The sequence below is a fragment of the Rothia sp. P5766 genome, assembly GCF_048513555.1.
Taxonomy (GTDB): domain Bacteria; phylum Actinomycetota; class Actinomycetes; order Actinomycetales; family Micrococcaceae; genus Rothia.
In genome coordinates, this window is record NZ_JBLXXS010000012.1 from 74,706 (window position 1) to 94,880 (window position 20,175).

At 57.0% G+C, this 20,175-nt stretch carries 18 protein-coding genes; 4 read left to right on the forward strand and 14 right to left on the reverse strand.

Annotated elements, in window-relative coordinates:
- Positions 1-33 precede the first annotated feature (33 nt).
- From ACN08V_RS07775 to dapB, 4 genes are all read right to left on the reverse strand, one after another.
- Positions 34-1,749, reverse strand: coding sequence for a ribonuclease J (locus ACN08V_RS07775; RefSeq protein ID WP_419100178.1), 1,716 nt, complete (start codon positions 1,747-1,749; stop codon positions 34-36).
- 103 nt (positions 1,750-1,852) lie between these two features.
- Positions 1,853-2,785: a 4-hydroxy-tetrahydrodipicolinate synthase gene (gene dapA, locus ACN08V_RS07780; RefSeq protein WP_419105150.1), complete on the reverse strand. Its 933-nt coding sequence runs from the start codon at positions 2,783-2,785 to the stop codon at positions 1,853-1,855.
- A 73-nt stretch (positions 2,786-2,858) separates the two neighbouring features.
- The gene (locus ACN08V_RS07785; RefSeq protein WP_419105151.1) at positions 2,859-3,464 is read right to left on the reverse strand and encodes a hypothetical protein; all 606 of its coding nucleotides are present in this window, start codon (positions 3,462-3,464) and stop codon (positions 2,859-2,861) included.
- A gap of 4 nt (positions 3,465-3,468) precedes the next feature.
- On the reverse strand, positions 3,469-4,224 hold the full coding sequence (gene dapB, locus ACN08V_RS07790) for a 4-hydroxy-tetrahydrodipicolinate reductase (protein ID WP_419105152.1): 756 nt from the start codon (positions 4,222-4,224) through the stop codon (positions 3,469-3,471).
- Between the two features lie 335 nt (positions 4,225-4,559).
- Between dapB and ACN08V_RS07795 the strand changes: the two genes are divergently transcribed.
- Positions 4,560-6,515 (forward strand): acyltransferase family protein, encoded by a 1,956-nt coding sequence (locus tag ACN08V_RS07795; protein WP_419105153.1) that lies wholly within the window; start codon positions 4,560-4,562, stop codon positions 6,513-6,515.
- An 82-nt stretch (positions 6,516-6,597) separates the two neighbouring features.
- Here ACN08V_RS07795 and ACN08V_RS07800 read toward each other — a convergent pair whose 3' ends face one another.
- From ACN08V_RS07800 to ACN08V_RS07815, 4 genes are all read right to left on the reverse strand, one after another.
- The gene (locus ACN08V_RS07800) at positions 6,598-7,929 is read right to left on the reverse strand and encodes a M16 family metallopeptidase (RefSeq protein WP_419105154.1); all 1,332 of its coding nucleotides are present in this window, start codon (positions 7,927-7,929) and stop codon (positions 6,598-6,600) included.
- A gap of 387 nt (positions 7,930-8,316) precedes the next feature.
- Complete coding sequence (locus tag ACN08V_RS07805) at positions 8,317-10,545, reverse strand: polyribonucleotide nucleotidyltransferase (RefSeq protein ID WP_419105155.1); 2,229 nt, start codon at positions 10,543-10,545, stop codon at positions 8,317-8,319.
- Positions 10,546-10,798: 253 nt separating this feature from the next.
- Complete coding sequence (rpsO, locus tag ACN08V_RS07810; RefSeq protein ID WP_419100185.1) at positions 10,799-11,068, reverse strand: 30S ribosomal protein S15; 270 nt, start codon at positions 11,066-11,068, stop codon at positions 10,799-10,801.
- 225 nt (positions 11,069-11,293) lie between these two features.
- Positions 11,294-11,956 carry a hypothetical protein gene (locus ACN08V_RS07815; protein ID WP_419105156.1) on the reverse strand — a complete coding sequence of 221 codons (663 nt, stop codon included), beginning with the start codon at positions 11,954-11,956 and terminating at the stop codon, positions 11,294-11,296.
- Positions 11,957-12,320: 364 nt separating this feature from the next.
- On the opposite strand from ACN08V_RS07815, the gene ACN08V_RS07820 reads away from it, so the two are divergent.
- Genes ACN08V_RS07820 through ACN08V_RS07830 form a run of 3 tightly spaced genes read left to right on the forward strand, consistent with a single transcriptional unit; the run spans position 12,321 to position 14,360 of the window.
- Positions 12,321-12,788, forward strand: a complete 468-nt coding sequence (locus ACN08V_RS07820) for an S-ribosylhomocysteine lyase (RefSeq protein ID WP_419100187.1) — start codon at positions 12,321-12,323, stop codon at positions 12,786-12,788.
- Positions 12,788-13,525, forward strand: a complete 738-nt coding sequence (gene mtnN / locus ACN08V_RS07825; protein WP_419105157.1) for a 5'-methylthioadenosine/S-adenosylhomocysteine nucleosidase — start codon at positions 12,788-12,790, stop codon at positions 13,523-13,525. The genes ACN08V_RS07820 and mtnN overlap by 1 nt, the downstream gene beginning before the upstream one ends.
- 10 nt (positions 13,526-13,535) lie before the next feature.
- Entirely contained in the window at positions 13,536-14,360 is an 825-nt protein-coding gene (locus ACN08V_RS07830) for an aldo/keto reductase (RefSeq protein ID WP_419105158.1), read from the forward strand.
- A gap of 75 nt (positions 14,361-14,435) precedes the next feature.
- Here ACN08V_RS07830 and ACN08V_RS07835 read toward each other — a convergent pair whose 3' ends face one another.
- The 6 genes from ACN08V_RS07835 to infB all read right to left on the reverse strand — a co-directional run.
- Positions 14,436-15,386: a bifunctional riboflavin kinase/FAD synthetase gene (locus tag ACN08V_RS07835; protein WP_419105159.1), complete on the reverse strand. Its 951-nt coding sequence runs from the start codon at positions 15,384-15,386 to the stop codon at positions 14,436-14,438.
- A gap of 66 nt (positions 15,387-15,452) precedes the next feature.
- Positions 15,453-15,893 (reverse strand): hypothetical protein, encoded by a 441-nt coding sequence (locus tag ACN08V_RS07840; protein ID WP_419105160.1) that lies wholly within the window; start codon positions 15,891-15,893, stop codon positions 15,453-15,455.
- Between the two features lie 21 nt (positions 15,894-15,914).
- Complete coding sequence (locus ACN08V_RS07845; RefSeq protein WP_419100192.1) at positions 15,915-16,289, reverse strand: hypothetical protein; 375 nt, start codon at positions 16,287-16,289, stop codon at positions 15,915-15,917.
- Between the two features lie 15 nt (positions 16,290-16,304).
- Complete coding sequence (gene truB / locus ACN08V_RS07850; RefSeq protein ID WP_419100193.1) at positions 16,305-17,393, reverse strand: tRNA pseudouridine(55) synthase TruB; 1,089 nt, start codon at positions 17,391-17,393, stop codon at positions 16,305-16,307.
- 5 nt (positions 17,394-17,398) lie between these two features.
- Positions 17,399-17,836: a 30S ribosome-binding factor RbfA gene (rbfA, locus tag ACN08V_RS07855; RefSeq protein ID WP_419105161.1), complete on the reverse strand. Its 438-nt coding sequence runs from the start codon at positions 17,834-17,836 to the stop codon at positions 17,399-17,401.
- A gap of 105 nt (positions 17,837-17,941) precedes the next feature.
- Positions 17,942-20,175: translation initiation factor IF-2 (gene infB, locus ACN08V_RS07860; RefSeq protein WP_419105162.1), on the reverse strand; the 2,234-nt coding region annotated here is incomplete at its 5' end.

Below are 20,175 nucleotides of genomic sequence, written 5' to 3' on the forward strand. Positions count from 1 at the left end.
CTGCCCTGGGTATAACCGAGGCGGGCAGATGCTTTAGCTGTTATCGGCCTCAGCGGTGTGGGTTTCGATGACCACAGGAACAATCATGGGCTTACGGCGCAGGCGGCGCGCAACCCAGGCCCCCACTGTGCGGCGGACAATCTGCTGCAGCTGGTGGGCAGTGTGAACCCGTTCGGGTGCCCGGTGCAGTGCATCTTCCAGGGCCGCAGTAATTTTGGGGGTGATGTCGTCAAAGACCGAGTCGTCTTCTGCGATACCGCGGGCGTGAATATCGGGGCCGGTCACAACACGTTTGGTGGCACGGTCAATCACGGTCACAATCGACACGAAGCCTTCTTCTCCCAGGACGCGGCGGTCTTTGAGGTCGTCTTCGGTCACATGGCCTACTGACTTACCATCAACGTAGACGTATTCACAGGGGACCTGTCCGACGATTTCGGCCATGCCGTCCTTGAGGTCAACAACGGTACCCGAATCACAGATGAGAACGCGGTCGGTCTTGATGCCGGTTTCCACGGCCAGGTTACCGCTGGCAAGCAGGTGGCGAACTTCACCGTGAACGGGCATGACGTTCTTGGGCTTCAGAATGTTGTAGCAGTAGAGCAGTTCGCCCGCTGCGGCGTGACCCGATACGTGGACCTTAGCATTGCCCTTGTGGACCACATTGGCTCCCAGCTTCATCAGGCCGTTAATCACGCGGTAAACAGAGGTTTCGTTGCCGGGAATCAGTGAGGATGCCAAGATGATGGTGTCACCCTGCTCAACCTGAACCTTGTGGTCTCCGTTTGCCATACGGGACAGGGCTGCCATGGGTTCGCCCTGGGAACCGGTGCACATCATAACAATCTGGTCGGGGCGGTAGTCATCAACCTTTTTAAGGTCAACGAGCAGACCATCTGGCACCTTGAGGTAGCCCAGCTTCTCGGCGATGGTCATATTGCGGACCATGGAGCGGCCCACTAGGACCACCTTGCGGCCGCGTTCTGCCGCGGCATCCAGCACCTGCTGTACACGGTGGACATGCGAGGAGAAGGAGGCAACGATAACGCGCTTCTTGGCATCGCGCATGACGTTAGAGATAACGGGCCCGATGTTCTTCTCGGTGGGGGTGAAGCCGGGGACCTCAGCGTTAGTGGAGTCCGGCAGGAAGAGGTCAATGCCTTCTTCGCCCAGGCGGGCAAAGTGGCGCAGGTCGGTCAGGCGTCCGTCGAGGGGTAGCTGATCCATCTTGAAGTCACCGGTGTGCAGGGCCTTACCTGCCTGGGTACGGATAAAGACAGCCAGGGCGTCGGGAATGGAATGGTTAACCGCCACAAATTCACACTCGAAGGGGCCAAAGCGCTCAACCTGGCCTTCAAGGACTTCCATGGTGTAGGGCTTGATGCGGTGTTCCTGTAGCTTAGCTTCAACCAGTGCCAGGGTCAGCTGTGAGCCAACCAAGGGAATATCTGGGCGGCGACGCAAGAGATAGGGAACAGCGCCGATGTGGTCTTCGTGGCCGTGGGTCAGCACGAGTGCTACAACATCGTCCAGTCGGTCTTTGATGTAGTTCAGGTCAGGAAGAATCAGGTCAACGCCGGGCTGAGACTCTTCGGGGAAGAGCACGCCACAGTCAACGATGAGCAGTTTGCCGTTGATCTCGTAGACGGTCATGTTGCGGCCAACTTCGCCCAGGCCACCCAGGGGGACAACGCGGAGGGTGTCTTTCCTGAGTTTGGGGGGAAGGTGCGGACTGGTTACTGTTTGCATGTGTTCTCTTATCTGTCGATTTATTTTTTCTCAATACGGGCAAAGCGGGCCACCTCAAAATCGCATGATTTTGGGTGAACCCGCCGGACCCCGCAATAGGTCTTTACTTAAGGAGGGAGGAAGCGATAACGGAACCTTCAAGGTCTGCTCGCATGAGCGCCGCTTCGGCTTCAGTGGCTACCGCATGGGGTAGGCGCACGGTCTTGGTTTCAAGCAGGCCCTGCCACTGCAGAATCTGTTTGGCGGCAACGCACCCGGGTACGCGACTCATGGCCGCACGCACGATGGGGGCAAGGTCAAGGTGGATCTGCTGGGCGGTTGCTAGATCCCCGGCAAGGGCGGAGTCAATGAGCTTGCGGAAGAGTTCGGGGGCTAGGTGGCTGGTGACACCAACCAGGCCCACAGCGCCCATAGCAATCCAGGGCAGGGTCAGCCCGTCATCACCTGAGTAGTATTGCAGGTCAGTGGTTTCCATGACCTCGGTAGCAGCGGTGAAATCAGCCTTGGCATCCTTGACCGCAACGATATTCTCGTGGCTGGCCAGGGCACGGTAAACCTCGGGGCTAATTGCGATACCCGCTCGACCGGGAATGTCGTAGAGCATGACGGGGGTTTTAACCGCGTCCGCCAGGGTGCGGAAGTGGGCTTCAAGGCCGGTCTGAGTGGGCTTGTTGTAGTAGGGGGTAACGACCAGTAGGCCATCTACGCCTACGGCCTCAGCGCGGGAGGCTAGGTGCAGGGTGTGGGCGGTGTCGTTAGAACCAACACCAGCAACAATCTTGGCGCGCTCCCCCACGGCCTCTTTGACGATGCGGAAAACGCGTTCGTTTTCCTCATCGGTCATGGTGGAATATTCGCCGGTTGTGCCGCACACAATCAGGCCGTCGTGGCCACGGTCAACCAGGTTTTGAGCAAGCCCAGCGGTAGCGGCTTCGTCAATTTCGCCGTTTGCGGTAAAGGGGGTGACCATAGCGGTCAGGAGTCGCCCAAAGACGGGCTCGGTGGCTTTTACTGTGTGCGGTGAAGTCTCAGACATACTAATAAGGTTACCTTATTCTGGGGTTACGGGAGGGTGAGTTTACTTATTGCTGAAGTAGCCAAGCAAACTTTTAGACAGAGATACTGGCTACTGACCCGCCACGGTAGAGGCTAATAGCGGCTCGCATAGCCTTACGGGCTCGTTTACGGTCACCGGCAGCATCGTAAGCCAGCGATAGATTGAACCAGTGTGACCAGTCCTGCGGGTAATTCTCAACGGCCTGAGCGTAATCAGCGAACTGGGCATCGGCGGCGGCGCGTTCTATGCGACCTGAGTCGGTTCGCGGCAGGTTATCTTCCGGGAGCTTTCCCTCAGCAGCCATAAGCGAGGCAAGTTGCTGGGTGCGGGCCCCAAAGACAATTTCACGAACCATAGCCCAAGCCCCCAAGACAGGCAGAACGATCAGGGCTAGCCCTAAGGCCATACCCACCGGCCCCGCGCCCTGCATAAGGAGCACCCCGCGCTGGGCGGTCAGGGCAAGGTAGAGGCTCAGAGCCACTGTCACCAGTGAGGCAAAGATTCTTCCCCGGCCACCGGCGTCCACCGCAATAAAAACCGCGCAGAAAACACCGACAGCTAACAAGAAGAGTCGAGTTCCCAAAGGCAGGGGCAGAACCATAAGGGTCAGAACTGCTAGGACGATGGCTCCGGCCGTAAATAAGCGCAGTGAACCCATCGGGTTAGGTCAGATCCATGTAGCGGTCTAGCCCAAGGGCCAGACCGGGGTGGGAGGCAACCTGCCGAACACCCAGAAGGACACCGGGCATAAAGCTGGTGCGCTCAAAAGAATCGTGGCGGATCACCAGCTGCTGGCCAGGATCACCCAGCAGGATTTCCTGGTGTGCAGTCAGACCGCGCAGACGCACAGCGTGGACGTTAACGCCCTCTACACGGGCACCGCGTGAGCCGCCCTCATCGGTTTCTGTGGCGTCGGGTGACTGGCCCACACCGGCGGCTCTGCGAGCCTCAGCAATTTTCTTGGCGGTATGGACGGCAGTACCGGAGGGGGCATCAACCTTATTGGGGTGGTGCATCTCGATGACCTCAACGGACTCAAAGTACTTAGCCGCTTTAGCTGCAAACTCTGTTGCAAGAATCGAGCCGATAGCAAAGTTGGGGGCGATAAGCACACCAACCTGCGGGTGCTCAGCTAGCAGAGCCTCAAGGGAGGCCAGACGCCCCTCTGTCCAGCCGGTAGTACCCACAACAGCATGGATACCGTGCTCCACTGCGAAACGAACATTAGTCTCGGTAGCGGCAGGAACAGTCAGGTCAATCATGACTTCAGCGCCGTGCTCAAGGAGGAGATCCAGGGAATCATCTCGGCCCAGGGCAGCAACCAGATCCATATCCGCAGCGGTGTTCATCGCCTTAACAGCCTCAGCCCCCATGCGACCTGCGGCTCCCACCACAGCGACTTTCCATACCTTGCTCATGTGTTTCCCTCGTAATAGCTAGTAAACAGTACGGGTAAGCCAGACACTACCCACATATGACGCGTGGTGATGGCAGGCCATACGCTAACGAGTCACATCACTACTCTAGCCAACAGGACCAGGCTACGCACCCCAACATGGGCAAACCCAGCGTATTCACCGCAACCAGGACAGGTAGAAAATACCGCAAGCTACCAGCTGCTATTGCCTAACATACTCAAGCCACCAGGCACAGAAGCGACCAACACCTCTCCGGCTATAGCGTCAAAACCCCACCTAGCTCTTACACTAGATAGGGTGCCCTAGCACAGCTGACTATGACCCCCTAAGGACCCATGAAAGACGACCACGTTTTTTACTCCGATGTTCACCCACCCGAAGGCCAGGGTCATTTTGTCCTGCGCGGGTTGGACGGTATCCGTGCGCTCGCCGTCCTGCTGGTGGTTATCTACCATTTCTGGCCCCAGCACCTACCCGGTGGAATGATCGGTGTCGATATCTTCTTCGTCATTTCCGGCTACCTGATTACCGCGCTCCTACTGCGCGAAGGCGCCTACACCGGAAAAATGGATATTGTCTCCTTCTGGATCCGTCGCTTACGCCGCCTTGTCCCGGCTTTTGCTTGGCTCAGCCTGGTTGTGGGCGCGCTGGCACTACTCGTGGGAGGGGACGCTCAAGTCGGGCTAGGCCGCCAGATTCTGGGCGCTTTTACCTACTCATCTAACTGGCTATTGATCGGTGCCGGTAACGACTACTTTGTGCAGACCTCACCTGAGCTGATGACCAACTTCTGGTCGCTGGCTCTTGAAGAGCAGTTCTACTTCTTCTGGCCGGTCATTATGGTCTTCGTCTTCATGTTCACCGCCAAATGGTGGCAGCGGGCACTGGTTCCGGCAATTTTAGGTGTGCTCTCATTACTCACAGCACTGGTTCTCACTTTCATCGGTGCCTCCACAACCCGCCTCTACTACGGTACGGACACCCACCTCTACGGGCTGATGCTCGGCGTTCTTCTGGCCATGTTGGTGCCCTGGTCTATGTACCCGCCGGTTGACCCCCGCCTTTATGACCATGTGGGCTACGGCAACGGAATCTGGGGCTGGATCCGCCAGCTCATCGGGTGGGCTTGCCTGGGGCTGGTCTTCCCCCTGGCCCTGGCTCTGACCGATCAGCGCCCAAGCCTGCTCATCCCCTGGGGCCTACTGGCAGGGTCTCTATTAGGTCTTGGCATGATTCAGGCGCTTCTACCCGATGTGCGCGGTGGCACCAGCAACCTCTTTAGAGGCTTACTTTCGCTCTACCCCCTCGTGTGGGTAGGTCAGCGTTCCTACGGCATCTACCTGTGGCACTGGCCGCTCATGGTCCTCGCCCACTACACCTTCGGTGCCGCACGCTCCCCCTGGGTAAACGGCGGAGTTCTTATGCTAACGCTGGTGATTGCGGGACTGTCCTACATTTATATTGAACAGCCGGTTCGTAAACTGGGTTTCCGCGGTGCAATTACAGCCTGGCTTTCCGCGATGTTCGTTCCCGGCCAGAGAACCCTGCCGCTGGCTTCAGCGGCGCTCACTGCGGTTGTGCTCATTTGCACGGTTTTTGCAGTTCGCACAGCGCCAACTATGACCGAGGCCCAGGCTGTCGTCGCAGCAGGGGAAAACTACACCGCGTCAGAGAACCCATCACGGGCGCCCGAAGCCGCAGAAACCCAAGTAGCTGAGACCAGCGAAGAAAGCCACACCCCCAGCCCCTCCCCCAGCGAGACTGCAGATCTTCTACCGGCTACTGCTGAGGGCCAAAGCGTCACCATCGTTGGGGACTCAGTCACCTTGGCTTCTGCGGCTGCGCTCGGGCAGGCAATGCCACTTGCAAGGGTTAATGCCGAGGTCTCCCGCACCAGTTCAGCGGCCCTACCTCTCATCGAGCAAATGACCAAGGACAGCCAGACAGGCCAGGTACTGGTTCTTTCTGTGACCGCTAACTCAACATTCACACTGGAGCAACTGGAAACACTCAAAGCTACCGTTTCACCCGATGGCCAGCGAAAGATTGTGCTGGTAACAGGTCTGGGGCCAGCAAACCTCACCTGGATAGAGCCCTCCAACAAGGTCATCCGTGAATTTGCGCAGAAGAACCCCGGCACCGTCTTTATTGCTGACTGGCAGGCCGCAGCAAGCGGCCACCCGGAGTACCTTGTCTCTGATGGCGTACACCCCCAGGGACAGGGCCTTACGGTCTACGCCTCAACTGTTAAAGCGGCGGTAGCGCAAGCGGTTGCCGCCAACCGGCCCTAGTCCTCTGCCGTCCATCACACTGACATTGCGGGTAAAGCTAAAGCCCCTCCCCCTGCTATCAGGGAGGGGCTTTGATCATTTGCTATTTCACAATTGTAGTGACCCATTCCTGCTTGGATAGGAAAGCCGCAAGCTCTTGAACCTCTTCGAGGGTAACAGATCGGATCCCCTCTAGGAGCTCGTCAAGGCTCCGGAATTGGCCTGAATCCAGTTCTGCACGCCCCAGACGACTCATCCGGGACCCCGCGTCTTCGCTCCCCAGAATGGTTCCGCCACCCAGCTGCCCGAGCACCTTATCCAGCTCGTCCTGGGTGAGCCCGTCACGGACCAATTCATCAAAGGTTGAGCGCATGAGCTCACCTACCTGCTGGGTCTTAGCCGGTAGGCACCCGGCGTACATGCCGAAGTAGCCCGCATCGGAGTAGGAGCCGCTAAAGGAGAAAGTGGAGTAGGCAAGGCCACGTTTTTCGCGGATTTCCTGGAAAAGGCGGGAGGACATTCCACCACCCAGGGCGCTATTGAGCACGCTCATCACATACCGGCGGTCATCGCCAGCTACCAGTCCGGGGCAACCCATCACAATGTTGGTTTGCTCGAACCCTTTATCCAGGGTCCGCTCCCGAGCGCCCGGAACAATAACTGCCTGCTGGCGGGACCGGCGAGGTGCCGGGGCCTTCCCCTCGGTGAGGTCCCAGCCCCGGTTATCCAGTGATTCGAGAACTAGCTGAACGATATGTGAGTGGTTTAGGCTGCCCGCTGCAGAAATAACCAGCCTGTCCGGGGTGTAGAACTTCTTGTAGTGTTCCCAGACCTTATCGCGGGCTACTTCTGTAATCTCCTGAGGGGTACCACCGATAGGCCGCCCCAGAGGGTTCTGCCCCATGAGCTGTTCAATAAAGGATTCAAAAGCAACGTCGGTGGGGTCATCTTGGTCCATAGCGATTTCTTCCAGGATGACACCGCGCTCCTGTTCCAAGAGCTCAGGGTCCAGTACCGCGCCAGTCACCATATCAGCGATAAGGTCGATTGCCATAGCGGTGTCGTCATCGAGCACACGCGCATAGTAGCAGGTGTGTTCTTTAGCGGTCAGCGCATTGGACTCACCACCTACGCGGTCAAAGGCATGGGCTATATCTAATGCTGTACGACTGGGGGTACCCTTGAACAGAAGGTGTTCTAAGAAGTGCGTAGAACCCAGCATGCCGGGCTGTTCATCGCGGGAGCCAACGCCCACCCAAAAGCCAAGAGAAATACTGCGCTGGGAGGGCATACGTTCAGTAATCACGCGAACGCCACCGGGTAAGACGCTACGGCGAACCTCGTTACCGCCTTCCCCCACATAGATCAGACGACCATTCAGATAATCAAGCTCACCGGCGAGATCCGCCAGGGTGATGGGTAGTTCTATGGGCATAGTGCGCTTTCTATAGATCAGACATATCCAGGCATATACCTTACCGGAGCAAACACAAAACCTAGTGCTGTGACTTGACGGGGCTAGGTACACAAGGGCAGTCATCAAGGATAGTAATATGCAAGGTATATTCGCAGAACTACTGACTGAGGCCCTACCCAAGCCCTAGGAACCTGAAGTCAGCCCCTAAAGGAAGATAAAGCAAGCCCCTGACAAGGCATACTTGTTCAAACAGCATGTGATGAGTCAAGGTTTTGCTGGCAGGGCGAATCTCCGCGATTGCACGGTTTCAACTGTTTGACTTATAAAGAGGGAAACTCATCGAGTGATGAGTTTCCCTCTTTATTCTTTAGCGACAGGGCATCGACCTAAGTCAAAATCCTGCTTTTAGCCTTCAGTGGCTTCGCTGTCTTCTTCCGCAACAACCGGAATCAGTGACAGCTTGCCACGGTCGTCAATCTTGGCGATCTCAACCTGAACCTTCTGCCCTACGCCGACGACATCTTCAACGTCGTCAACGCGCTTGCCATCATTGAGCTTACGAAGCTCGCTAATGTGAAGCAGGCCGTCCTTGCCGGGGGTCAAAGATACGAAAGCGCCGAAGGCAGTTGTCTTCACAACGGTACCCAGGTAGCGTTCGCCAATCTCAGGAACCTGAGGATTAGCAATCGCATTGATAGCTGCACGAGCTGCTTCCGCGGACGGGCCATCGGTTGCACCGATGTAGACGGTGCCGTCATCTTCGATAGAGATGTCGGTCCCGGTCTCTTCCTGGATCTGGTTGATCATCTTGCCCTTGGGCCCGATGACCTCACCAATCTTGGCAACGGGAACCTTCACCGAAATCACGCGGGGCGCAAAGTCGCTCATCTCGTCGGGAGCGTCAATGGCGGCATTGATAACTTCCAAGATGTGCAGGCGTGCTTCGCGTGCCTGGGTCAGGGCACCGGCCAGAACCGAGGCGGGAATACCGTCCAGCTTGGTATCAAGCTGGATAGCAGTCACGAACTCACTGGTACCCGCTACCTTGAAGTCCATATCTCCCAGCGCATCTTCTGCACCGAGGATATCGGTGAGAGCTGCATAGCGAGTTTCACCGTTGACCTCATCGGAGACAAGGCCCATAGCGATACCCGCTACAGGTGCACGCAGGGGCACACCTGCGTTGAGCAGGGAAAGGGTTGAAGCGCAAACTGAGCCCATGGAGGTTGAACCATTGGAGCCCAAGGCTTCTGACACCTGGCGGATTGCGTAGGGAAAATCCTCGCGGTCCGGAAGGACCGGAGTGATGGCACGCTCGGCCAGGGCACCGTGACCGATTTCGCGTCGTTTGGGGGAACCAACGCGACCGGTTTCACCTGTGGAATAGGGTGGGAAGTTGTAGTGGTGGATGTAGCGCTTGGACTTGACCGGGTAGAGTGAGTCCAGCTGCTGTTCCATTTTAAGCATATTTAGCGTAGTCACACCCATAATTTGGGTTTCACCACGCTCGAAAATTGCTGAGCCGTGTACGCGAGGCAGAACCTCAACCTCGGCGGTGAGCTGACGGATATCGGTCAGGCCGCGGCCATCGATACGAACCTGCTCTGTCAGAATTCGCTGACGTACAAGGTGCTTGCTCAGGGCGTTGAATGCTGCGTTAACTTCGTCTTCGCGGCCTTCAAATTCTTTACCTTCGCCAGCGAGTGCTTCGAGAACTTCCTGCTGAAGGTTAGCAGATGCCAGTTCGCGCTCCTGCTTACCTGCGATGGAGTAGACCTCCACGATCTTGGGTTCAAAAGCCTTGACGGCTTCGTCTACCTCTGCGGCACGTTCGCCAAAGATGGGGAGTTCCATAGCGGGCTTGCCTGCGCGTGCAGCCAGGTCTGACTGGGCCTTGCACAGAGCGGCGATGAAAGGCTTTGCGGCTTCTAGGCCCTCAGAGACAATCTCTTCGGTGGGTGCGGTGGCACCGTTTTCCTTGATGAGCTTCCAGGAGGTATCGGTAGCTTCAGCCTCAACCATCATGATGGCAACGTCTTCGGTACCGTCTGCCTTAGTCACGACGCGACCGGCAACGGCCATGTCGAAGACCGCGTTCTCAAGCTGGGAGAACTTGGGGAAGCAGACCCACTGGTCGTCTATCAAGGCAATGCGTACGCCGCCGATGGGGCCAGCGAAGGGTGCACCTGAAAGGGTGGTGGAGCAGGATGCGGCGTTGATAGCTACAGTGTTGTAGATTTCATCGGGGTCGATGGTCAGAACGGTAACAACAACCTGGACCTCGTTGCGGATACCCTTCTTGAAGACAGGGCGCAGAGGGCGGTCAATCAGACGCGCAGCCAGGATCGCTTCGGTTGAGGGGCGGCCCTCGCGGCGGAAGAAGGAGCCGGGAATCTTACCGGCTGCGTACATACGCTCTTCAACGTCTACGGTGAGAGGGAAGAAGTCAAAACCTTCTCGGGGGCTCTTGCCAACGGCGGTGGCCGAGAGCAGGGTCGTATCTTCGTCGATAGTGACCAGTGCTGCGCCAGCTGCCTGCTGGGCTAGGCGGCCTGTTTCAAAGCGTACAAGGCGCTTTCCAAACTTGCCGTTGTCGATGATTGCTTCTGCAAATTGAATTTCGGGACCTTCCAAGGTTCCTCCGTTTCCTTATCTGCGCCGCGCTGCTGGTCATCGATTGAGGCCCACAGTGGGAGCACCCTTGCCGGGTGTCTTCTGTAAACCGCTACCGAGGACCGTGACATTGCGCGACGACTTCGTAGTTTATGTTGATGTTCTCTTGTGAGAACTATAAGGGCGTCACTGCCCCACACTGACTCCGTGTTCCAAGGAACCCGAAGTTACTGGTGGATTACAGTGGCGCCCTCACTCTGGTGCAGCCTTCGCCTTAGCGACGGATACCGAGGCGTTCGATAAGTGCACGGTAACGTTCAATATCGATGCTCTTGAGGTAGCCCAACAGGTTACGGCGACGACCAACAAGGATCATGAGGCCACGACGTGAGTGGTGGTCATGCTTGTGGAACTTGAGATGTTCGGTCAGGTCGGTGATGCGACGAGTCAGAACTGCAACCTGAACCTCGGGTGAACCGGTGTCACCTTCGTGGGTTGCGTATTCCTTCATGATTTCTTGCTTGATGGCGGGATCGAGTGCCACTTTATAACTCCTAGAGTTAGTGCCGTGTACGGCCCGACTAGTGTTTACTAGCGGGAGCAAAAATCTAACGATTTTTGTATTCTGACTGCCACGGACCGCAGTCGAAGAATATTTACTTGGTTAACCCCACTGAGGGGCCACTCTCAAGGCTATAGCAAAGCGGTGCGGGGTTTCAAGACGGGCTTCTCACTATTTAGTGTGAGTATATCTACCTTTGTATGCAGTTTACTCGTAGAGCGGGAGAGCGCTGATACTGTAGCCCTCCCCGCGGGTAGATACAGATCCTTCATCAGGGTAGTTACCGAACCAGTCCGGTGCGATAGAGAAGTCCCAGTTAATGTAGTAAGAGCTAGCCTGCCCTACCTGGGACAGACCCTTAAACCATGTGAGCTGGAAAGGAATTGATACCTTTTCCATGTAGTTATCGGCTTTCTTAGCCAAGAGGCGGTAAGGAACCTGGGAACGAATCTCTACAAGGCGCTCTACCCCTGACCCAATGGTCTGGGTTTCAGATGCGGAAGCTTTCGCGACGGTGGCGGTTGATTTGACTCCACTGGCACTCACCACAAAGGCGGCAGAACCGACGACTTCCTCTACCTTAAAGGCGGTAACGGTGCCTAGCTCTGCGGGGGGAACAACTTGCCATTGCCCTGAATTGATGCTGTAGGAGGTTCCGCCGCCGGAGCTATCAGGTTCCCCAAAAGCCGTAAACGACTTCGTTCCGGTAACAGTAATAGTTACAGCGGGTACAATCGTGTTGGAACTGGGTGAGACCTGACCCGAAGGGTGTGATGCTGCGTACGCCGGAATAGTAGTAGAAGCAACCACAGCAGGAATAGACCAGGCTGCGCCCTTTGTTACTGTTCGACGGGTTAGATTTTCTGTCATTTGATTCTTTCGTTCTATGTAAACGGTATACGCAACGAACCCAAACGTCAGTTCTAAGCTCATTTTACCCACCGGGTGAGTTTAAAAACCTTGAGCAGTAACCAAACAGAAACTTTTGCAAGCTTTCTCAACCGCTTCAATCCTAACAGTCTAAAACTATGGATTTTTGTCATGACGGGGTTGCCGACTTTCCTCATCAGGGGAAGAGTCCCCAGGTCGGGCCTTTACTGTTAGGAGGCTGAATACGAACCGATACCCCTTTGTTCATTCGCTCAAACCCAATTTTCACATCACTTCACAGCTCAAGCCTTACAAACATGGCGGTTACTCTTGGGTAGCCCATTGAGGACTATATAATTTAACAATGACTTCACGAGATCAAACCAATGTTGAATCATTTGATTTAGACCACACCCTCGTTCTTGCGCCGTATGTGCGCGTCGCAGGACGAAAAGAACTACCCGGAGGGGACGTCCTCATCAAATACGATGTCCGCTTCTGCCAGCCCAATAAAGAGCACCTGGGCATGAAGGCTATCCACTCGATTGAGCATATGACCGCGCACCATATGCGCAACCACACCGACGCTCTCATCGACTTTTCCCCTATGGGCTGCCAAACCGGTTTCTACGCCCTGACCCTGGGGCTCGAACCCGAGGCCTTTATGGCTATCCTTGAAGCCACCATGAACGATCTGCTTCGGGCGACAGAAGTCCCTGCGGCCAATGAGGTTCAGTGCGGCTGGGGTGCTAACCACTCACTGCAAGAAGCCCAAGAAGCTGTGCGGATCTTCCTTGACCGTAAAGATGAATGGGCGCAGGTGATGGCCTAGTGTCCGCTCCTACCTTCAAAGGCTTCGACCGTGCCACTATCGTTCAGGTGGCAATGGATGAAGAGGCAGCGCCCTTCCTTGAAACTACTGAAGAAGCTGGCTCCGCTTTCACCGTGGGTGAGGCAGTTTTCTACCCTCGTATCTACACGACGGACAGCGAAGAGCACCCCATTCTGCTGGTGCGTTCTAAGATCGGCTTGGTCAACGCGTCCACGGCCCTGAGCCTGGCGCTTTCAGTGGTTGCCAACCCCACCGCAGTTATCTCTGCCGGTACAGCCGGTGGCCTACGGGCCGACGTGGAGGTAGGCGATTTGGCGGTAGGCACCGACTACACCTACACCGACGCAGATGCCACAGCATTTGGCTACGCCTACGGGCAGGTTCCCGGTATGCCAGCTAGCTATAGTTCCGATGCGGCACTGGTTGATAAGGCCCGGCAGGTTGCTGCCAGCTACACCGGCCAAGGCAAGCCCCTGTTCGGTACGATGCTGGCTGGTGGCTCTTTCGTAACTGCTCATAATGTCAAGGACACCCGGGAGATTTTCCCCCAGGCACTATCCACAGACATGGAAACCACCGCGCTGGCACAAATTTGTGCTAGCCGTTCAATTCCTTTCATCGCTATCCGTGGTATTTCGGATCTCTGCGGCCCCGCAGCCGATCAGGACTTCCACATGGATGCCCCCATCGTAGCGGCTAGGAGCGCCCAGCTCGTCCTAGCCCTCCTGACTATCTAGGAGATAACCTGTGCAAAACCATACACTGCGCGATGGTACTTCCATCCCGCCCCTGGGCCTAGGGACCTACCCTCTCAGTAACGCAGAGTCAGAGGTTGCCGTATCGGAAGCCATCGTCAGGGGGTACCGTCTCATTGATACGGCGGTCAATTACGGCAATGAAGTGGGAGTAGGAAAAGGGGTCCTGCGCTCTGGTGTGGACCGTCAAGAAATCTTCGTTCAGTCCAAGCTCCCCGGTCGTGACCACGGCTACGATAGTGCCTTCAGATCCCTGGAAGGCACACTCAAGCGCATGGGTCTTGACTATCTTGATGCCTACCTCATTCACTGGCCCAACCCCTCCCAGGGGCTCTACCTAGAAACCTGGAAGGCACTGATCCAGATGCAAGAGCAGGGGCTGGTGCGCACCATCGGTGTCTCTAACTTCTTACCGGAGCACATTGACCTCCTAGTTAAAAAAACAGGGGTTACCCCCACTATCAACCAGATCGAGCTCCACCCCTACTCCCAGAAACGGGAGTGGGCCAGCTACAACCGTCAGAAGGCTATCCTTACGCAGTGCTGGTCGCCGCTGGGGCGGAAGACCCGCCTACTCAAGGACCCAAGCCTGGCAGAGATAGCTCAAAACATCGGAAGGACACCGGCCCAGGTTATCCTCCGCTGGGAAGTTCAAAAGGCACACCTGCCCCTACCCAAATCAGCTCACACCCGGCGCATGGAAGAAAATCTGGATGTCTTCAGCTGGGAACTCACCCAAGAGCAGATGTCCACCATTGATGATTTAGAAGCGGGCCTTGGCCGGGGTTTTGACCCCGCCACCCACGAAGAAATGTAAGCCCCAAGGACGCAACCGCCCCGGCAGAGTATTTTCTGCCGGGGCGGTAGTCTGTCGTCTGGTCTGTGCTGAACTCTAGCTCAGGATCTGCCGAGCCTGTTCAACATCCTGATACATCTGCTCCACTAGAGCTTCGACGCCCGTATAGGCAACCATGCCCCGCAAGAAAGCGACGAACTCCAAGGTGATCTGCTGCCCGTAGAGGTTAAAGTCCTCAACTTTTTCGTCAGTCCGATCGATGACGTGGGCTTCCACCTGGCGGGTGGTAATTCCTTCAAAGGTGGGGTTAGTCCCCACAGAAATGGCAACAGGGTGCCGAATTTCCTGCTCATCAATCAGCCAGCCTGCATAAACACCATCAGCAGGAACCAAGCCCTTGGAATCGGCCGACAGGTTGGCGGTGGGGAACCCGAGTTCACGACCCCGAGCGGCACCGTGGACGACTTCACCGCGCATGTAGTGGGACCGGCCCAGCAGGGAGCCGGCTTCCGCTACTCTGCCCTGTCCAAGGAGCTGACGGATAGCGGTAGAAGAACAGCGGCTGGCATCGGACACCAGAAGATCCTCAACAACCACAACATCAAAACCGAAACGCTGGCCCAACTCCTTCATGGTTGCCAGGTTGCCTGAGTTATTGGTGCCGAATCGAACGTCATCACCGATGACAACGCACCGAGCATCCAGCGCGTCAACAAAGGTGCGGGTCACAAATTCTTCTGGAGTCTGAGCAGCAAAGTCAAGGTCGTAGTGCAGGAGCAGATAAACATCGACGCCCAGTTCAGCCATAACCGCTTGGCGGTCCTTCTGCCCCATGATATCGACGTGCGACCCCTCCGGCCCGTGAACCACCGCAGGGTGCGGGTCAAAGGAAACAGCAACAGAGGTCAACCCGCGCTCTTGTGCCGTAGCCACCAGCGTAGAGAGTACCTTCTGGTGCCCGATATGAACACCATCAAAGTTGCCGATGGTGACCACGGTAGGCCCGTAGCCAGCGGGAATCTGGGCGAGGTCGGTGTAGCGCTTCACTGTGCTCCTTGTGGGTTGCTGCTGGTGTCTATCCTACGTGCTGATACCGGTCCATAAAGAACCAGCCTAGCTCCGCCCGTCATGCGCTGTCATACCGGGACGAGCCTTATTGAGCCACCAGAGCCCAATCATGGGTAGGACAAGAGGAACGTACCCGTAGCCCGACCCAAAGTGAGACCATACGGAGGCTAGAGCAAAGTGCTGGGGCTGAAGGTAGGAGAATATACCGACCAGCAAAACACCAGCCATCTCGGTCCCTACCGCCAGCAGTGAGACTTTCCAAGCGCCCTGGCCCCTACGGGAGAGCGCCAGAGTAGCCACCAGGTAAATTAAAGCCGAAAGCGCCGAGAGGCTGATAGAAAGCGGAGCTTCATCAAACTTACGAATCACCTGGTACAGTGCTCGTGCACCCGCTGAAAGGGTAAAGACGCCGTAAAAAACTACCAGTAAGCGGCCAAAGCCCTTAGCCGGGGCAGATACCTGGTGCGGTGAAGTGGAGGGTGCCATCTGTGTATCCTCAGTATCGGTTTAGTAGTAGTACCAGAGCATATTCATGCGGTGAACCATGATGATCAAGACCGGGCCGGTGAGCCCCAGAACCAGTGTCGACCACCGGGTGCGCTCCGCCAAAGACCAGATAAAGGTGCCCACCGGAATAATCATGGCTGTCACCAGATAGCCATAGTACTCCAACCAGTCCCCGCTCGGCCCATCGGTCACTGCCTGCATAATGATAGAGCCGACCAGGTAGACCAGTAGGAAAGCCTCGAGAATTAGAACCGAGCCCTGGCTGAAGTCATCGGGTGCCCGTCCTCGCAAGAAAGCCAGCAGGCAGACCAGAAAAGATAGGGTTCCCAGCCCAAGGCAGACCCAAAACCACAGGTCAAGTCCAGCAATTATCATTGTGTTCTCTCGCTCCTAGAAAGTTCTACCGGCTTCAAAGACAAGCACAGGGGCGGCTAGGTCTTCCCCGCGGAACCGGGTGTTCTCGATGAGAGCGACCAGGGTTCCATCGGGGGCAAAAGCCGCTACGATGCCTTCGGTGGTGGGTTTATCGTGGCCGCCTCTTGAGCCACCGGCACTGCTGTGCCGCTTGGCCTGTTCGGCACCAGCGCTAGGGCTAATCCTGCGCCCGTTGGACAGGTCGGTAGCCTCTTGGGCATTCACAAGACGCTCACCGAACAGTCGGCGGGCGGCCTCCTCGAGAGCAAGCAGCGGAAGGGGCTGTTCTGCTTCACGCCCGGCAATCAGAGTGTCCAGGCTATGAGCATCCTCAGCCCTAATCTCACCGATAGCGGTGCGGCGCAGGGCAGTCAGGTGGGCGCCAACCCCCAGTGCCTTTCCCATATCGCGTGCCAGAGCCCGGATATAGGTACCCGCCGAGCAGATAACCGTCACCCGGACATCGAGGACGTCATATTCATTCTGTTCTTGCTGTCCAGATCCCTTTTCTACGGCCTCTCCCGCCGGGGACTCAGCAAAAGGAACCGGGTAGGTGGCAGTGAGCCGGTCAAGGCCCTCCACCTCAAAGCTGTGGACCGTCACCGGCCTGGCCTCTAGCTCAACGGCCTCACCGGAACGGACCCGAGCATAAGACCGAACGCCGTTCACCTTAATGGCAGACACCGCGCTGGGCACCTGCATGATATCGCCGGTCAAAGCCGCTACCTGTTCAGCAATCAGCTCATCGGTCAGGGCTTCAAGAGCGCCGGCAGGAGCCAAAGCAGTAACCTGGCCTTCGGCGTCGTCGGTTAGCGTCGATACGCCCAAGCGAATAGTTGCCGTATAGGTTTTGCTTTCTCCTACCACCCAGGTCAGTAGTTTGGTTGCCTTATTGACGCCCAAAATCAGCACCCCGGTTGCCATGGGATCCAGGGTGCCAGCATGGCCTACCTTGCGGGTCCCTGCAAGCCATCGCATCTTAGAGACAACATCGTGGCTGGTCATACCCGCAGGTTTATCGACGATAATCAGGCCAGAAGGGCCGGTCGGTGCTTTCTTAGCCACGGTTTTTAGGCTTCGTCCTCGTCAGTTTCAGCGATCTTGTAAGCGTCCTCACCAGCTGCGTACTCGGCGCCCTCACGGGCGGCGGCAAGCTCGGCGTCGCGTTCCTTAGTCTGGCGGAGCAGATCTTCGATGTGAGCGGCGTTCACCGGCACCTCATCGGGTACAAAGGTGAGGGTTGGGGTCAGACGGGCGGTGATGTTCTTACCGACTTCTGCCCGCAAGATACCCTTAGCTGACTCAAGAGCGGCGCGGGTTGAAGCCTGTTCCTCTTCGCTCCCAAAAACGGTGTAGTAGACCGTTGCGTGCTGCAGGTCGTTGGTGACCCGGGCATCTGTGACGGTAATAAAGCCCAAACGTGGGTCTTTAATGCGGCGCTCAAGCGCCTGGGCAACAATGACCTTGATACGGTCTGCTAGGCGGGCGGCGCGTGCCGGATCTGCCATGGTGTTCTCCTTGATGTGAAAGTTTATTCTGCTTCTATAAATTGTAGTGGGGTGGGGTAATCGTCAAACGACTACCCCACCCCTTTCCTAGGTCTTATCTAAAGACTAGACGCGCGGCTTTTCCTGCATCTCCCAGGTTTCAATGACGTCGCCGTCCTTGATGTCGTTGAAGGAGCCCAGGCCGATACCACATTCGAAGCCCTCACGGACCTCAGTAGCATCGTCCTTGAAGCGGCGCAGGGACTCAATGGTGAGGTTATCTGCAACCACCGAACCATCGCGCACCAGGCGCGCCTTGGAGTTGCGCTTGATAACGCCTGACTTGACGATTGAACCTGCGATATTGCCCCACTTGGAGGAACGGAATACCTCGCGGACCTCGGCTGAACCCAGTTCAACCTCTTCGTACTCGGGTTTGAGCATACCCTTGACGGCTGCCTCGACCTCTTCGATAGCACGGTAGATCACGGAGTAGAACTTCATTTCTACGCCTTCGCTATCGGCCAGTTCTGCAACGCGCTCTGCCGGGCGGACGTTGAAGCCAATGATGATGGCGTTGTCAACGGTTGCCAGGTTGACGTCGTTCTGGGTGATAGCACCAACACCGCGGTGGATAACGCGAAGCTGAACTTCGTCGCCACCGGCGTCAATCTTCATAAGTGACTCTTCCAGCGCTTCAACAGCACCGGAAACGTCGCCCTTGATGATCAGGTTGAGAGTGTCCATCTTGCCTTCAGCCACAGCGGCATCGAAGGATTCAAGAGTGACTCGCTTACGGCGCTTAGCCAGCTGGGCGTTGCGGTCAGCGGCTTCACGCTTCTCAGCGATCTGGCGTGCTGTACGCTCTTCCTCAGTTGCCAGGAAGGTGTCACCTGCACGGGGCACGGAGTTGAGGCCAAGCACCTGGACGGGGCGTGAAGGGCCAGCTTCTTCAACGCTGGTGCCGTTCTCATCGAACATGGCACGAACGCGACCGTAGGCTGAACCGGCAACGATAGCGTCACCGATACGCAGGGTACCGGACTGAACCAGAACGGTAGCTACAGCACCGCGGCCCTTATCGAGGTTAGCTTCAATAGCTACACCGCGGGCTTCCTTGTTGGGGTTAGCCTTCAGTTCCAGAGCGCCATCGGCGGTCAGGGTAACAGCGGTGAGCAGTTCGTCGATGTTCTTCCCCTGGCGGGCAGAAACATCGATAAACATGGTGTCGCCACCGTACTCTTCAGGAATCAGGCCGTATTCGGTGAGCTGACCGCGAATCTTTTCGGGGTTAGCGCCTTCCTTATCGATCTTGTTGACAGCAACAACGATCGGCACGTCAGCAGCCTGAGCGTGGTTGAGAGCTTCAACGGTTTGGGGCATGACACCGTCATCGGCAGCTACCACGAGGATAGCGATGTCGGTGACCTTAGCACCACGGGCACGCATAGCGGTGAAGGCTTCGTGACCGGGGGTATCGATAAAGGTCAGGTAGCGTTCTTCGCCATCTACCTCGGTGTGAATCTGGTAGGCACCAATGTGCTGGGTAATGCCACCGGCTTCCCCGTCAATGACGTTGGTGTTACGGATAGCATCGAGCAGGCGAGTCTTACCGTGGTCAACGTGACCCATCACAGTAACAACCGGTGAGCGAACTTCCAGTACTGCATCGTCTTCAGCGTCAGCTTCGGCATCAAGGTTGATGTCAAAGGATTCAAGGAGCTCACGCTCTTCATCTTCGGGAGATACGATCTTGACGACGTAGCCCAGCTCAGCGCCAAGTAGCTCGAAGGTTTCCTCATCGAGTGACTGGGTCTGAGTAGCCATTTCACCCAGGTGAATCAGAACGGTAACCAGTGCGGCTGCGTTTGCACCTATTTTCTCGGCGAAGTCCATGAGCGATGCACCGCGACGCATACGAATCTCGGTAGTGCCGTCACCGTGGGGTACAGCGACGCCACCAATGGTAGGCTGCCTCAGCTGCTCTTCACGGCGCAGAGCTGACTTAGTCTTGCCCTTCTTGCGCTTACCGCCACCGCGTCCGAAAGCGCCCTGAGCGTTACCGCGACCGGCACCGGGGCCACCACGACCGGGACCGCGGTTGAAACCGCCACCACCGTTACCGCCACCGGGTCCACCTGAGCCACGGCGAGCGCCGCCACCCGCAGGAGCACTAGCAGCACCGCGAGCACCGACATTGCCGCTCATCTTGGTGGGCATCATGTTGGGTGAGGGGCGGTTGCCACCACCTGCGGGGCGAGGAGCGCCGCCACCGGCGGGGCGGGGGCCTGGTGTACCCGCACCTGCGGGGGGGGGGGGCCTGGTTCGGCCACCCGCGGGGGGGGGGGGGGCGGGACCCG

Coding starts and splice junctions, on each gene's coding strand:
- ACN08V_RS07775 (WP_419100178.1), bottom strand. CDS start 1,749: ATGCAAACAGTAACCAGTCCGCACCTTCCCCCCAAACTCAGGAAAGAC.
- dapA (WP_419105150.1), bottom strand. CDS start 2,785: ATGTCTGAGACTTCACCGCACACAGTAAAAGCCACCGAGCCCGTCTTT.
- ACN08V_RS07785 (WP_419105151.1), bottom strand. CDS start 3,464: ATGGGTTCACTGCGCTTATTTACGGCCGGAGCCATCGTCCTAGCAGTT.
- dapB (WP_419105152.1), bottom strand. CDS start 4,224: ATGAGCAAGGTATGGAAAGTCGCTGTGGTGGGAGCCGCAGGTCGCATG.
- ACN08V_RS07795 (WP_419105153.1), top strand. CDS start 4,560: ATGAAAGACGACCACGTTTTTTACTCCGATGTTCACCCACCCGAAGGC.
- ACN08V_RS07800 (WP_419105154.1), bottom strand. CDS start 7,929: ATGCCCATAGAACTACCCATCACCCTGGCGGATCTCGCCGGTGAGCTT.
- ACN08V_RS07815 (WP_419105156.1), bottom strand. CDS start 11,956: ATGACAGAAAATCTAACCCGTCGAACAGTAACAAAGGGCGCAGCCTGG.
- ACN08V_RS07820 (WP_419100187.1), top strand. CDS start 12,321: ATGACTTCACGAGATCAAACCAATGTTGAATCATTTGATTTAGACCAC.
- ACN08V_RS07840 (WP_419105160.1), bottom strand. CDS start 15,893: ATGGCACCCTCCACTTCACCGCACCAGGTATCTGCCCCGGCTAAGGGC.
- ACN08V_RS07845 (WP_419100192.1), bottom strand. CDS start 16,289: ATGATAATTGCTGGACTTGACCTGTGGTTTTGGGTCTGCCTTGGGCTG.
- rbfA (WP_419105161.1), bottom strand. CDS start 17,836: ATGGCAGATCCGGCACGCGCCGCCCGCCTAGCAGACCGTATCAAGGTC.